Here is a 14146-nt window from a genome sequence, read left to right on the forward strand (position 1 = left end):
TTATTTTTTGTTGTTCATCATTTTAGCGATTGTATTAAAATCAAGCTTTTCTTTTCCACTTGTGATCGATTGAACGATTTTGTCTTCCATTTCTTTAGGTACACGTTTGTTTGCAAGCTGCGCCACTTTTTTAATGACACCTCGAACGGTATTCTCATCTTTAAAGTTCGCGTTTTGCAAAGAACCTGCAAGCTTAAAGACATCATTCATATTTACACCAGTTTTATTTTCCACGCTTTTAAAGAATTTATTATCCATTCCTTTGCCTCCTCTTTGTGGAGTAATCACCTTACTATATGAAAATAGGCGAGATATGTGCCTATCCTGCTGCCTTGTTAGCAAAGAGAAAGGAAAGCAAAAGGCTTCCCTATTGCTTCCCTCACCTTCTTACTGTTTAGTTAAAGAAAGAAGCACCAACGATGATTAGAAGAATGAAAAGCACGACGACAAGAACAAAAGTTGAACCATAACCGCCGCCGTAGCCTCCGCAATAACCGCCACCGTAACCGTAACAACTCATATTTAAGCACCTCCTCTTCTCCCTTACAAAATATGAAAAATACATGAAATGGTTTGGACGATCACATAAAAAAGTGCGGAATTTTTATTTCTGCTGTTTAAAGACGTAATCTGCCTCTCCATGACGGATCATGAATGCTTCTGTTTCTTTCGCAAAAGTATCCATTTTCTCGCCAAATGCTTTTAAGTGCTCTTCAAGATCCTTCGCTTTATTCGCTAGATCCATTTCAGCTTTTTCGTGCGCTTGCTCTTTCCCATCATGGGGTTTAGTGAACAAGGAACCGATTAATTGTTCGAATGCATCCATTCTGGTCACCCCTTCTCTCTTACATATGCATCACCCAAAAAAAGGGCAACAAAAAAACCGGATAAATCCGGCTTTTGTTTTTCCCTATTGAGGTTTCTTTTTCTTCCCGCAGCCGCAGCCCGTCTTCTTGATTTTCTTCGTATATACAGATTGTTGATTTGACTGCGCTGGATACCCTTGAAGCATATGTGACGGTGTTTCAGTTGGTTTCATCGCAACCCTTCCTTTCCTATTCCATGTTAGTATATGCATTTTCTTTAAGCGTGTCTGATCAGAATGCCTGTTTATTTCACAAGCTTCGACACGACTGCTTCAATCAAGCCTGCTGCTGCGGCAATCGCTAATAGTAAATTAAGCCACATGCTGATGACAGGAAAAAATATGTATATCAGTAGTAAAGCAGCAGTGCACCATATACCCGTACACCAATAACAGCTTAACAGCTCTCCTATCCAAGATCGCAGTCCCTTCCCCTTAATGACGATATAGGTCTCGACTTCGCCTTGTTCGTTTACCTCTTCTTGCTCTTCATGAAATAGACGGCGAAAGGGGGCTGTAATCGTATCAAACACGATCAATCTCGTCAGCCTAAAGGATGCGAGGGCAAATATAGCAAATGACAAAGCGCCGCTCATGGAACCTCCACCTCCTTCATTCTTCTTTTTCCGTCCTTTCTTTATATATGCAAAAAGAAAGACCGCCATGATGAATCGGGTGTAAATAAAATTGGGTTGTACTTTTTCATGCTTTCCGATTCCACCTTGAGCCTCTGCTGCATTAAATAATGTATAGATAAGAAAGGAGTGAAAGTATTGTCTATTGAAGAAAGTGCTGATTTATTATACACACAACTGTTAAACGAATTAATCAGCAATTATGATGATTTCATCGAGATCAAGGATTCCGAAAATGTCACGATTCATAAAACAGATGTAACAGCCGCACTCTCCCTTCAAGCGACCGTAACGACAATCATTACTCTTTTAATTCAAATTCTTGTACCAGATGATGAATTGGCTGCAGACATCACAGAACAGCTTTTAGCTGCACAACAAGTGACAGTTCAAAAGAAAACAGTGATTCAAATCATCAATTGTTATAACGTCACGATTACATTATCTGATGCATCCATTATGAACTCCGTACAAATTCTCACTCAAACACTGAATGTACTTTTAGTTGAAGCCGGCATTCTTTGACCCTTTCTTTTTCTAACATCATGTATGAAAGAGGTGAAATAATCGTGGCTGAAGAGAACGAAAAAAAGGAGTTTCAAATCAACACTGATGTTGATCCATTAACAAGCCTTCTTGTGAGTGATATTTTAAACAAAAATAATGTCACAGATGATCAGAAAGCAAACCTTTCAGAAGATCAAAGAAGGATGATTTTGAAGCTGGTTCAGGATTTACAAAAGAAAGCAGATGATTTCGTACAGCAGCAGCAAGAGAAAAAGCGTCAGGCAGAGGCAGCAAAACATGCAGAAGAGGTCGAGCCTGAACCACAAGTGCGTCCTAAACGAAATTCACTTCGAGATCGTATCCAGCAGCGCCGTCAAGCGCAGCAAAATAACGATTAAATAAAAATGGGTTGCCTGCTAGGATAAATGCCCGAGACAAAACCAATCATTCCAGCATTTAATAAAGTAAACGGAAGGAGGAAAAGAAATGGATTCTAAACCATACTCTTGGGTCGCTCTAGATCGTAACTGTACACACCACGGCGATTACCATCATAACTACGAAAGAAAAGCAGTTTGTGACGGCCACTATTATGATGATGAAGATGTTTTACAAGACTTTGATCAAGTGAGTGTCACAAAGCAAACATCTGAGGAAGTCATTATCGTTAGAGACTCTTGTGACATTAACGTTTCTTCTGTTGATGCACAGGTTGCAGCATCTATCCAAGCAGCTGTTCAAACAGCGATCATCACCATTACAAACATCTCAATCGCTGATGGTGACCTAGCTGACCGCGTCACGCAAGATCTCTTACAAGCAGCTAGCCACAAACAAACAAATCGCCAGAAACTTGTCATCGAAAACTCTAGAAACGTTACAGTCTCTACAATCGATGCGGACATCTCTATTGCCATCCAAACGCTTACACAGACACTTGTTGCGACGATCGTTGCAATTGGTATCCTCTAATGTACAAAAGCAGAGCGAAAAGCTCTGCTTTTCCTTTTTCTAAAAATACAACAAAGATAAATAGTCATTTACCCACACCAACTAGAGGGCGCATACATATGTTGTTAAGGACTAAAGTCAAATACCTTGTTAAAGGAGCTGAAATCCATGAGCTGCGGAAAACACCATGGCCGACATGATGAAAACTGTGTATGCGATGCGGTTGATAAGATTTTAGCAGAGCAGGAAGCTGTAGAAGATAAATGTCCTACGAGCTGCTACAGTAATTTATTAAGCCCGACAGTTTCTGGAAAAGATACGATTCCGTTTTTACTTTTTGATAAAAAGGGCGGATTGTTCTCTACTTTCGGAAACATTGGAGGATTTGTTGACGATTGCCAATGCTTCGAATCCATTTTCTTCCGGGTTGAAAAATTGCATGACTGCTGTGCCACATTATCTGTGTTAAGACCTGTTGATGTACACGGACATACGCTAAGCGTTTGTCACCCTTGCGATCCTGACTTCTTTGGTTTAGAAAAAGCGGACTTTTGTATCGAAGTTGATTTGAACTGTTTCTGCGCGATCCAATGTTTAAATCCAGAACTTGTCGACAGAGTCATGCCAACAAAAGATAAAAAGCATCATCACCACGGCTAAACCAATCGCCCGCTCATCTATCTTGTCATAAGTCAAAGCATCCCCTTCCTCACGAATGACAACCAATCATGCGGAGCAGTCAGCAAAAGGCGGCCGCTTCCGCATTGATTGACATTAGATGCATCAACCGGCGAGACACGTAATAAAGCTTATAGATGATGATGACAGTGCTCAAACACTCAAACAAATTTCCTTGTATAGGAGGGTTGAATATGAGCCGCAAACATTCATGGAACTGTGTAGCAGAGGCTGTTGAAAACATAAACGACTTACAAAATGCCGTCGAAGAGGATTGCCCAACCAGCTGTTACAGCAATCTCCTTTCTCCATCACATTCATTAGGTGACACTGTCCCGTTTGTTCTATTTACCTCAAAATCAAAACCATTCGTCGCATTCGGAAACGTCGGAGAAGTAGATGCTGGCCCTTGCTTCAGCACTGCATTTTTCAGAGTCGAACACATCTCTGATCACTGCGCAACACTCAGCTTGCTTATTGCATTTGACAAAGATCGTCATATTTTAGATTTTACAGATAAAGATTCCGTATGTGATGTGTTCCGTTTAGAAAAATCAAAATATTGCATTGAAGTAGACCTTGACTGCTTCTGCGCAATCGAGTGCTTAAATCCAAGACTCATCAACCGTAGCTGCTAACAAAAAAAGTCCCGTTATGGGACTTTTTTTATGTTCATTAAAAACCAAGTGGATGAATAGAAGAAATATCATCAATCGCTAATTCCACTGGATTACCGCCGCCTGCTGTGCGGATGACGACCATATTGTCTTTTCTCTCCATGATGATTCCTCTGTATGTTTTTCCATCGGCTTCGATGAGGCAAAGCGCTCTCGGCATATTATGCGGCAGACTTGTAAGAAAATCGACTTTCTCCTCGATATTCATTTGGCTTAACGGCTTCTTCACTCGTTTTCTTCTTGGTTCTTCTTTTATTTCATGAAATACGCCTTCTGGCTGTTGTTCTTGTTCTTGTACTGGCTCTCGATTTTGTGAATTATCTTTTTCTTGATTGATCTCCCGCTCTTGCTGTAGCGCAGGCGGCTCTTCTTTTTTCTGCTTTACTTCCTGTGATACAGGTTCTTGCACGCTCTCGTCGATTGCATCCTCTTTGGCGCTTTTATTGGTTTCTGAAGGTTTTTCTGACTTCTTTCGCTTTCTCACAATATTTTGCATGGCCGGCGCTGATTCATCATAGCTCGGCTGAACAATATACATAAGCGGCTTTTGATTCTCATCACCTTTATTTGACATACTGATCCCTCCCGAATGATTCATTCCTTATATATATGAGAGGACACCCCAAATCAGAAGAAAAATAAAAAACAGCATACCAGTGATTGGTATGCTGCAAATCAATTATTCGTTTAGCGGGCAATGATATGGAAGCCAGAATCAACATGAAGATTCTCACCTGTCATGCCGCGGGATAAATCACTGAATAAGAATAGTGCTGTATCGCCAACTTCTTCAGGAGTCGTTGTACGGCGAAGCGGTGCACGCTCTTCAATATCCTTCAGGATCGTATTAAAGCCGCTGATTCCTTTTGCAGATAACGTACGAATTGGACCAGCAGAAATGCTGTTCACACGGATGCCTTCCGCTCCAAGATCAGCTGCTAAGTATTTCACACTTGCTTCAAGGGCTGCTTTTGCTACACCCATGACATTGTAGTTAGAGACAACGCGCTCTCCGCCTAGGTAAGTAAGTGTGACAATGCTTCCGCCTTCTGTCATGAGCGGACGTGCTGCTTTTGCTACAGCTGTTAGTGAATAGGCACTAATGTTGTGCGCTAAAAGGAAACCTTCACGGTTCGTGTTCAAATATTCACCGACAAGCTCTTCTTTGTTCGCAAATGCAATCGCATGTGCAACACCATGGATGACTTGTACTTTTTCTTTAATCGTTGCAAAACATTTTTCGATTTCTTCATCACTTGTCACATCACAAGGAAGAATAATGGAATCATCACGCTCTAGCGTGCTTGCTAGCTCTTTCACTGATTCTGCCAGACGATCTCCAACATAAGTAAAAATCAAACGAGCTCCTGCTTCGTGAAGTGAACGAGCAATTCCCCAAGCGATGCTTCGTTTATTGGCAACACCCATCACCACAATATTACGGCCTTCTAAAGAAAAGTTCATATGTATTAAAGCCTCCTATTTTTTCAAGACATAGTATTAGTACCTGATCATAATCTTATCACAAATCATGAGATATTGACAATTTCCGTTGAAAGAAAGTTTTTATTTCAGAAAAAAGACCGTCCTCACAAGTGAAGACAGTCTTCTTTTTATGCTTTGACTCTGTTTTGCTGATAAGCAAAGTGGTTAGTCGGTCCGTGCCCAGCGCCAATATTCAGAGGAAATTTGATCGCCTCATGGACAAAGGTTTCTGCCGTTTCAAAGGCTTCCTTCATGGAACGACCTTTTGCTATTTCTGCCGTTAATGCCGCTGCAAATGTACAGCCTGTTCCGTGTGTATGTGGTGTATCAATATGTTCATTACTGAGTTCAAAAAAGCTTTTTCCATCGTACAAAAGGTCTGTAATGAGGCCGCCTGAAGGACTATGACCTCCTTTGATCACAACATAGCACGTGCCAAGCTCATAAAGTCGTTCTGCTGCTCTATGGCGATCTTCTTTTGTCTGAATGCGCATGCCTGTCAGCACTTCTGCCTCAGGGAGATTCGGTGTGACTGCATAACTGACAGGCAGTAACTGTGTTTTCATAGCAGAGACCGCATCTTCATTTAATAAAGAGGCGCCCCCTTTGGCAATCATGACTGGATCGACAATTAGTTTCAAGTCATATTGCTTCGTCTTTTCAGCAACGACACTGATCATTTCAGCACTCCACAGCATCCCTGTTTTAGCGGCATCTGGCAACAAGTCTTCTGCTACTGCATCAATTTGACTTTCGAGCGCCTCAATAGACAGTGGATAAATACCGTGAACACCAAGTGTGTTTTGAGCGGTAATGGCCGTAATGGCGGACATTCCGTACACACCAAGCTCCTGAAAAGTTTTCAAGTCTGCTTGAATACCAGCTCCACCACCAGAATCAGTACCTGCAATGGTTAATGCTTTTTTAATCGTCATGTCATCTCACCCTCTCATTAGCCAATCCATTGATGATAAATCGTTCTCGCTTTCGCAATATCATTTGTCCCATGTACAAGCGCTCTGCCATCTTTGAATAAAACAAGCTTGTACTCATCCTTCTGACACGAAAGCAAATAAGGATTTTCCAGCACATCCATTCCTGCTTTCTTTAGCTGACGGGCTACTTCATGCAGCGCCGGGGGTGCCCCTAGTGCACTGCGAATTTGTACGGTATTTCGTCCACATAATACATCTGCTTTTGCTCTTTGATCATATGAGAGAAATGGATATGTCTTAAGACCGCAGCTTGGACATTTTTTCTTTTTTAAAGACGTAACGGATCGAATATCAGATCGCTCGTTTGTCCATAAATCAAACGATCTTAATACCGGTGTGATGTGGTGTCCTGTTAAAAGCTTCAGTGCATCCGCCACTTGATAGGCCGCAACCTGCTGCACTACTGGACTAATAATTCCTGCTGTATCACATGTCATGCCTTGTGCAGGTAAATGCTCAAGCAGGCAGTGTAAACATGGTGTTTCACCAGGAATCACTGTGAATTGAATACCATAGCTTGCTACACAGGCCCCGTAAAGGAACGGAATTTGATGTTTGACGGCTGCATCGTTCGCAATCATTCTCACCTCAAAATTATCCGCTGCATCCACGATGATGGATGCCCCGCTGACGTACTCATCAATATTTTGAGCGGTCACGTCAAGGACGATGCCTCTCACGTGAACGTCACTGTTCACCTGCTTGAGTCTTTTCTCAGCAGCCACAGCCTTTGGCAGCCGATCAAGAACATCTTGCTCTGTGTATAGCTGCTGACGCTGCAGGTTGCTCCATTCAATATAATCTCTATCCAAAATGGTGACAGATCCTACGCCGGCACGGACGAGCATTTCAGCACTCGCTGTTCCAAGTGCCCCAGCCCCAATAATGACGGCCTTTGAGGCATGTAGCCGTTTTTGTCCTTCTGTTCCAATCGGCCTAAAAAGCTCTTGGCGTGAATAACGTGTGCTCAAAATGCTGGAATTCCTTCCTGCGGACTGCTGGCTGTTCCATAGTTTTTGAGTGGAATACGGCCTGCCTCGAAACCGAGTCTTCCAGATTCAATCGCCAGCTTCATCGCTTTGGCCATTTTCACAGGGTCCTTTGCGCCAGACACGGCTGTATTCAGTAATACAGCATCAGCACCCAATTCCATCGCATAAGCAGCATCCTTCGGCGAACCTACACCCGCATCAATAATAACTGGCACTTTTGCCTGTTCGATAATAAACGATAGATTCAGAGGGTTTAAAAGCCCTTGACCTGAACCGATTGGAGAAGCACCTGGCATAATGGCATGGACACCAAGTTCTTCTAATTTTCTTGCCAGCACCACATCATCTGACGTATATGGCAGCACGATAAAACCTTCTTCTAATAGCATTTCAGATGCTTTTAACGTTTCGACTGGATCTGGCAGAAGAGACCTTGAGCAGCCAATGACTTCTACTTTGATCATGTCACACAGTCCAGAAGCTTTCGCTAAACGAGCAATCCGCACCGCTTCTTCCGCTGTACTTGCCCCTGCAGTATTTGGTAGCAATGTATAGGCTGATAAATCGAGCTGCTCTAAAAAATTGGGCTGTGATGGTTCAAATATGTTCATTCTTCGCACAGCAAAGGTCAAAATTTCAGCTTCTGATACGTTGACCGCCTCTTTTTGAACTTCAAATGATGGATATTTTCCTGTCCCTAGTAATAGTCTTGATGTAAATGTTTTTCCGCCAATGCGCAGCATGGTGTCATCCTCCTCCTACAAAGTGAACGATTTCAATCGTGTCATTTGGTTGAATTTTTACCTGTTGAAAGGCTTCTTTATCTATAATTTCTTGATTTTTTTCAACGATCACCACTCGGTTTTCAAGTTGATAGGCTGATAGCAGATCAAAAACCGTGCCATTTTCCTTATCGAAATCAACCATTCTTCCATTCAATTGAATTTTCATACGAACAATGCCTCCTTTCGCCCAATCCGAAACGCATGAAGCCATTCCTTGTGAACAGACTCGCCTACTATCAAGCGGCGAATGATTTCCCCCGTAATTGGCGCAAGTAAAATGCCATTTCGGTAATGTCCCGTTGCAAAAAGAATACGCTCGTCTTCTGGATGTTTTCCGATATAGGGGTGCCGGTCGCTTGTCGCTGGCCGAAGACCTGCCCAGCATTGATCAATCGGCATCTCTCGAATAGAAGGCATGAGCTGAGATGCTTTGTGAATAACTGCTTCAATACCGCCAAGTGTCGGAACGGCCTGCCAGTCATTCGGTTTCATCGTTGCACCAATCACTAGCTTACCGCTATCCCTTTGAACGATATAACAATGATCATGATAGATGGTGTGTGCAAGCGCTGGACCGTTATTCCAAACAGACACGCATTCTCCTTTTACTGGATAGAGAGAATGTGATAACCCCAGTTCTTCTAAAAAACGGCCTGACCATACACCACTTGCTACAGTCAGATGATCACATGTGAAGATGCCTTTAGCTGTACTGACTGTCAATGTTTCTTTTCCCCTCTTTACATCGATAACGGGGGTAAACTCCTTCACATCCGCTCCTTGCCGAACAGCCGCCTGCCAAAAAGCCCTGCATACCGCATATGGCTCGACATGTACATCATCTGCTATCAAGCCTGCTCCTACAATGTCATCTGCTATTTGAGGCATACGTTCTTTTACGCTGCTTGCTTCAAGCCATTCAAATGTGGGCAAATGCTGCATCCGGCAAAGCGCACGCTTTTCTTGTTCTGTAAAAGCCACCTTCATAATCCCGCCCACTGATGTCCGAATATCAATGCCCGATTCATGCTGAAGGTCGACCGTTAATTTTTCATATAAAGCCTGACTTTGTCTGCCTACTTGAAAGAAAATATCTTCATCACCTTCTCCTTCAGCATGTGCACCCAGCATGCCAGCAGCCGCACTTGTCGTTTGCTTCCCGATCTCATTTGCCTCAAATAAGACAATCTGCTTTCCTGCTTTTGCAAGGTGATAAGCGATCGACATCCCTATGATTCCACCACCAATGATTGCAACATCATAATGCTTGTTCATAAGGATTCTCCTTTCGCTTTTCAGAAAACGTTTGCGCCATTTTGCGCGGCTGAGGATGAGCAAAAATCCCCGACATGACGGCTATTCCCTTTAAATCAACATGCATCAATTCTGGCAGTCGTTCTGGTGTGATTCCACCAATGACAACGACTGGAATGGACAGCGTAGAAGTCATTTCCTCCACAACCTTTATGCCTCTCGCCTGTAATCCGGGTTTGCATGCGGTATCATACACATGCCCAAACATGACATACTCTGCCCCGTTCTTCTCTGCTGCTTTGGCTTCTTCTATCGAATGAACCGATACCCCCGCATGGAGGTGAGGAAATTTTTGTCTTAATTCCTTTGGCGAAAAGCTGTGTCCAGGAAGATGAACCCGGTGAATATTGGTCAGCAGCGCAACATCAACTCGGTCATTGATAATCAGCTTTTCTTTCGGAACACCTTCTGCTAGGAGTTGTTTCACGAAGTGAACCAGCTCACCTGCTGCCTTCGATCGTTCACGAATATGAATAAAGTCTACTTCAGACGCAATGTCTTTTACTTGCTTGATGAGCTCCCTGATAGGAAGCGTATCATTTGTCACTGCGTGGAGTTCCATTTGCACCAACCCCATCTAAGCATGCTGTCTGCCACATTTCTTTTTCATACGCCATCTCCCAGAAATGGTATTCGTAATAGCTTGAAATCACGAAATTTTCTTTCATATTAGCCCGCACATGTTCTGGCGCTTTTTCTGCAAGTTCATCAAAACGGTTCACCTGTTCAAAAACAAGCTCTTTAAACCAATCCCCGCCATATGTCAAAATCCATTCTTGATAAATCGGATGGTCAGGTGTTGTTTGTTTCAGTTTTTCTCCTACCTCATAATAAAGCCAGTAGCACGGCAATAATGCGGCTAAAATTTCTTCAAAACGACCGCTTTTCACAGATCGGTACATATGCGAGGTATATGCATACGCAGTTGGAGAAGGTTTAAAGTTTGCCAGCGCTTCATCAGAGATCTGGAGCAGTTCTGTGAACTTTCTATGCAGTGATAGCTCTGCTTCATACGTACCCTGCGCATGATATGCCATTCTGCCTGTCGTATGTAAGTCCTCACTAATGGCAGCTCCATACGACTGTACTTTTGCAAAATGAGTTAAATAGTACGAATCCTGCATCACATAATAAGTGAAACGATCGAGTGAAAGTGTGCCATCACCAATCCCTTTCACAAAAGGGTGTGTAAAGCTCCCATTCCACCATCTAGCTGCTGCTTCTTTACATTCGTTCGAAAATGTCATGTTCCTCTCCTCCTGTTTTTCCATATAAAAAAACCACTTTCCGCGTGGAAAGTGGTTTGGAATTTGTAAAAAGCATAGTCAAACACCGCACCACTTCCCTACGCAGGTATGAACCTGTTCAGGTAATGAGGGTCTAAAAGTCTACACTTTTATCTCAGCCCTTTTAAAGGACTCCCCTAGTGGATCAAACATATATTGTTGTACCTCTATCTTAATCAGGATTTGTTCATCGGTCAAGGGTTCATTGCAACTCTAATTGGGCTCTAAGTCCTGCCACATACTCCCGGGAGCCAGACACAAGCACGCGGTCACCGCTTCTAAGCGTCGTATCCCCATGCGGTACTAAGCTGTCAATTCCTCTAAAAATACGGACAAACACCAAATCGCCGGTAAAAGGAAATTCCCTCAGCATGACATTATGATACCGATGATTGTTCATTTGAATTTGATACAAAGAAGAATCCTCATTTGTTAACAAGCGAATCGCATCAGGTGCTTCAATCAATGCCCTCAGCACCGTTTTAGATGATAAGAAGTTAGAAAAGGTATCGATCCCTGCTTCCTTTAAAGTCAGCTCGGCTTCCGCTTTGTTAACACTTGCAATGACTTGTTTAGACCCTTCTTCTTTTGCAAATAAAGCAATTTCCTTATTTTTCGTTTCACTGCCTGTAGCCACAACGAGCACATCCTCTTGCCCAATGCCAGCCTGCCTTAGCGTATCATCGTCATATTGTTCAATCGCTTCAACTTCAAAGATGGAGTCAGCAAGCAAGGCTTCTTTATTTTCCTGAAAGACGTGTAAAATACGGATGTCATATTCATCCTGATGTAAATCAAGCGTCACAGGTAACGTCAGCTGATTCGCTCCAATAAACGTCACACGCTTTTTATGATTGGTTTCACGTTCTTGTTTAAATAACGCCTTAAACCAAACAGGCGTTAAAATACTCGTGAGCACAGCGACTAGAATGAGGGCTCCTGACATTTTATGATCAATGACACCAAGCCGCTCACCAATCGTTGCAGCCGCAATAACTAGGGATAACGTCGAGGTTAATAAAAAACCCGAACCAATGACCTTTTTCATGTCATACCATTTTTTTAAATAAAGAATCGGAACGAGTTTACTAAGCAATAATGCAATAAACAGTAGCGGAATCATGATCATGATGGTTGGATCTTTAAAGAGTGACCATATATTCAGGTCCACACCAACCATCACAAAAAAGATCGGAATTAAAAATCCATAGCCAAATGAGTCCAGCTGCTGTACGAGTTCTTTATTAGGCGAAAGAAGAGACACAAGCACACCTGCTAAAAAAGCCCCCAGAATATTTTCAGCACCGAGTGATTCAGATAAGGCAACTAAGACTATAATGAGAGTAAAGATGGCTCTTGTCCCAATTTGCACCGTTCCTTTTGACATGGACTGAAAAATGGACTTTGTCTTAAATACCCGGCCAAATAAATAAAGAAGAATACCTGCCGCAAATAATAATAAGAGCAACCACATGTTCCCTGTTCCATCGCCATAAATGGAGGAAAACACAGCAAGTAAAATCATTGTCACCAAATCAGCAATAACGGCTACAAGCAAAATGATTTGACCAATATTCGTTTGCATCAACTTTTCCTCTTTTAAGGTAGGAACTACCACACCCAATGAGATGGTGGAAATAATAAGCGTCATTAAAAAGGCATTTTGAATAAATCCTGCAAGGACAAACGCATAAGACAGGATAAAGGACATACAAAATACGCCAACAAAAATAATGGTCGCTGTTTTAAATGTATTCGGTTCTTTTAAACCATTTGGTAGTTCTCGCGCTTTCTTCTTTGATTCAAAAGAAGAAAAATCTATTTCAAGTCCACTTAAAAACATAAGAAAAATAAAACCTAGCATGGATAACGTATCTAGCCATGCGTCGTGTTCAACAACTAGTTGAAGACCGCTTTTTCCAATGATGAGCCCCATGATGATTTCAGCGACAACGACCGGGATGGTCAGCTTAAATCGGTGCAATAAAATGGGGGTGAAAAAGGCTACAATAATAACGACAACGAGTGATGAAACAGATGTATGCTCCATTGGCTAAAGCCTCCTAACATTCATGTTTAATTTTTAAGTTTTACGTTAAAGCATTGATTCTAACAATTGCCCAAATGAAATGAAAGCCATTCGTTATATTTTCTAAAATTCAAACTTCTTTATATCCGATAAATGGAGGAAAAAATCAGGAGGAACCTTTATGAAATTCGATATCATCGGCGATATCCACGGCTGCTACGAAGAGCTGCTTACCCTCATACACAAACTAGGATACGAACTCAAACACGGACTACCTGTCCACCCTGATAAGAGAACACTGGCCCTTGTTGGTGATTTAACAGATCGCGGCCCTCGATCAGTTGCCGTGATGCAATTTGTCATACACGCCTATTCTAAGGGCGCCATCCGCTATGTGCCTGGCAACCATTGTTTTAAGTTGTATCGCTATTTGAAAGGAAATCCCGTAAAATTACTGCACGGCATTGAAACAACGGTAAACGAAATCAAAAAACTGCCGCATGATGAACAAACCATTTTATCACGTGAATTTAAACATTTATTTGAAAAGGCACCGCTTTATGATGTACTGATTCCGAATGAACTGATCATTGCACACGCAGCAATGAAGGAAAAGGATATTGGCAAAAAACCGAACAAACAGATGAGGTCTTATCTATTATTTGGAGCAGTCACCGGAGAAACATGGCCAGACGGTCGACCTGTCAGGAAGGACTGGGCAAAGGAATATCACGGAAAACCATGGATTGTGTACGGGCATACACCCGTAAAAGAACCAAGATTTATCGGTAAAACGGTTAACATTGATACAGGCTGCGTCTTTGGCCACAAGCTCTCTGCCCTTAGATATCCAGAGCTTGAGACAGTATCTGTTCCTTCATCTATGCCATATGATGATTCAAGATTTCAGCATTTCACGCAATAAAAAACCCGGTCCACCATGACAG

Annotated in this window: 21 protein-coding genes and 1 riboswitch; of the genes, 6 read left to right on the plus strand and 15 right to left on the minus strand. The window is 42.4% G+C overall.

Annotation, left to right across the window (positions count from 1 at the left end; all coding sequences use genetic code 11):
* From ACRRMM_RS08335 to ACRRMM_RS08355, 5 genes are all read right to left on the minus strand, one after another.
* Positions 1-258 (minus strand): stage VI sporulation protein F, encoded by a 258-nt coding sequence (locus tag ACRRMM_RS08335; RefSeq protein WP_008348417.1) that lies wholly within the window; start codon positions 256-258, stop codon positions 1-3.
* A 136-nt stretch (positions 259-394) separates the two neighbouring features.
* On the minus strand, positions 395-520 hold the full coding sequence (locus ACRRMM_RS08340; protein ID WP_047945550.1) for a YjcZ family sporulation protein: 126 nt from the start codon (positions 518-520) through the stop codon (positions 395-397).
* Between the two features lie 84 nt (positions 521-604).
* Complete coding sequence (locus ACRRMM_RS08345) at positions 605-826, minus strand: hypothetical protein (protein ID WP_008348420.1); 222 nt, start codon at positions 824-826, stop codon at positions 605-607.
* Between the two features lie 84 nt (positions 827-910).
* The gene (locus ACRRMM_RS08350) at positions 911-1039 is read right to left on the minus strand and encodes a hypothetical protein (RefSeq protein ID WP_008348422.1); all 129 of its coding nucleotides are present in this window, start codon (positions 1037-1039) and stop codon (positions 911-913) included.
* 71 nt (positions 1040-1110) lie between these two features.
* On the minus strand, positions 1111-1461 hold the full coding sequence (locus ACRRMM_RS08355) for a DUF1360 domain-containing protein (protein ID WP_045035236.1): 351 nt from the start codon (positions 1459-1461) through the stop codon (positions 1111-1113).
* A gap of 177 nt (positions 1462-1638) precedes the next feature.
* Here ACRRMM_RS08355 and ACRRMM_RS08360 point away from each other — a divergent pair, with 177 nt between their 5' ends.
* The 5 genes from ACRRMM_RS08360 (at position 1639) to ACRRMM_RS08380 (ending at position 4274) form a co-directional block, all read left to right on the plus strand.
* On the plus strand, positions 1639-2025 hold the full coding sequence (locus ACRRMM_RS08360) for a spore coat protein (protein ID WP_007498962.1): 387 nt from the start codon (positions 1639-1641) through the stop codon (positions 2023-2025).
* A 44-nt stretch (positions 2026-2069) separates the two neighbouring features.
* Complete coding sequence (locus tag ACRRMM_RS08365; RefSeq protein WP_008355377.1) at positions 2070-2405, plus strand: hypothetical protein; 336 nt, start codon at positions 2070-2072, stop codon at positions 2403-2405.
* A gap of 88 nt (positions 2406-2493) precedes the next feature.
* On the plus strand, positions 2494-2979 hold the full coding sequence (locus ACRRMM_RS08370; RefSeq protein WP_008348431.1) for a spore coat protein: 486 nt from the start codon (positions 2494-2496) through the stop codon (positions 2977-2979).
* A 147-nt stretch (positions 2980-3126) separates the two neighbouring features.
* Positions 3127-3618 (plus strand): CotY/CotZ family spore coat protein, encoded by a 492-nt coding sequence (locus ACRRMM_RS08375; RefSeq protein WP_008348432.1) that lies wholly within the window; start codon positions 3127-3129, stop codon positions 3616-3618.
* A gap of 212 nt (positions 3619-3830) precedes the next feature.
* On the plus strand, positions 3831-4274 hold the full coding sequence (locus tag ACRRMM_RS08380; RefSeq protein WP_008348434.1) for a CotY/CotZ family spore coat protein: 444 nt from the start codon (positions 3831-3833) through the stop codon (positions 4272-4274).
* A 37-nt stretch (positions 4275-4311) separates the two neighbouring features.
* Here the strand turns inward: ACRRMM_RS08380 and ACRRMM_RS08385 are convergent, their stop codons facing one another.
* From ACRRMM_RS08385 to ACRRMM_RS08430, 10 genes are all read right to left on the minus strand, one after another.
* On the minus strand, positions 4312-4887 hold the full coding sequence (locus tag ACRRMM_RS08385) for a CotO family spore coat protein (RefSeq protein ID WP_368774990.1): 576 nt from the start codon (positions 4885-4887) through the stop codon (positions 4312-4314).
* A gap of 113 nt (positions 4888-5000) precedes the next feature.
* The gene (gene fabI / locus ACRRMM_RS08390; protein WP_003211867.1) at positions 5001-5777 is read right to left on the minus strand and encodes an enoyl-ACP reductase FabI; all 777 of its coding nucleotides are present in this window, start codon (positions 5775-5777) and stop codon (positions 5001-5003) included.
* A gap of 149 nt (positions 5778-5926) precedes the next feature.
* Positions 5927-6733: a bifunctional hydroxymethylpyrimidine kinase/phosphomethylpyrimidine kinase gene (gene thiD / locus ACRRMM_RS08395; protein ID WP_025207163.1), complete on the minus strand. Its 807-nt coding sequence runs from the start codon at positions 6731-6733 to the stop codon at positions 5927-5929.
* A 17-nt stretch (positions 6734-6750) separates the two neighbouring features.
* Positions 6751-7764 carry a thiazole biosynthesis adenylyltransferase ThiF gene (locus ACRRMM_RS08400; RefSeq protein ID WP_428828882.1) on the minus strand — a complete coding sequence of 338 codons (1014 nt, stop codon included), beginning with the start codon at positions 7762-7764 and terminating at the stop codon, positions 6751-6753.
* A complete protein-coding gene (locus ACRRMM_RS08405) occupies positions 7761-8528 on the minus strand; it encodes a thiazole synthase (RefSeq protein WP_428828881.1) in 768 nt (255 codons plus the stop codon). The genes ACRRMM_RS08400 and ACRRMM_RS08405 overlap by 4 nt, the downstream gene beginning before the upstream one ends.
* Positions 8529-8532: 4 nt before the next feature.
* Complete coding sequence (gene thiS, locus ACRRMM_RS08410; protein WP_024720130.1) at positions 8533-8736, minus strand: sulfur carrier protein ThiS; 204 nt, start codon at positions 8734-8736, stop codon at positions 8533-8535.
* Positions 8733-9845: a glycine oxidase ThiO gene (thiO, locus tag ACRRMM_RS08415; RefSeq protein WP_428828880.1), complete on the minus strand. Its 1113-nt coding sequence runs from the start codon at positions 9843-9845 to the stop codon at positions 8733-8735. Before thiO ends, thiS begins: the two co-directional genes overlap by 4 nt.
* On the minus strand, positions 9829-10446 hold the full coding sequence (gene tenI / locus ACRRMM_RS08420) for a thiazole tautomerase TenI (RefSeq protein WP_428828879.1): 618 nt from the start codon (positions 10444-10446) through the stop codon (positions 9829-9831). The genes thiO and tenI overlap by 17 nt, the downstream gene beginning before the upstream one ends.
* Entirely contained in the window at positions 10421-11131 is a 711-nt protein-coding gene (tenA, locus tag ACRRMM_RS08425) for a thiaminase II (RefSeq protein ID WP_035392416.1), read from the minus strand. Before tenA ends, tenI begins: the two co-directional genes overlap by 26 nt.
* Positions 11132-11209: 78 nt before the next feature.
* A riboswitch (TPP riboswitch) is annotated at positions 11210-11319 on the minus strand.
* 53 nt (positions 11320-11372) lie between these two features.
* A complete protein-coding gene (locus ACRRMM_RS08430; RefSeq protein WP_046527497.1) occupies positions 11373-13220 on the minus strand; it encodes a monovalent cation:proton antiporter family protein in 1848 nt (615 codons plus the stop codon).
* Between the two features lie 160 nt (positions 13221-13380).
* On the opposite strand from ACRRMM_RS08430, the gene prpE reads away from it, so the two are divergent.
* Positions 13381-14124, plus strand: coding sequence for a bis(5'-nucleosyl)-tetraphosphatase PrpE (gene prpE / locus ACRRMM_RS08435; RefSeq protein ID WP_428828878.1), 744 nt, complete (start codon positions 13381-13383; stop codon positions 14122-14124).
* The last annotated feature ends 22 nt before the right edge of the window (positions 14125-14146 follow it).

The sequence above is a fragment of the Bacillus sp. XT-4 genome, from assembly GCF_050864245.1.
In the GTDB taxonomy this organism is placed as follows: domain Bacteria; phylum Bacillota; class Bacilli; order Bacillales; family Bacillaceae; genus Bacillus; species Bacillus altitudinis.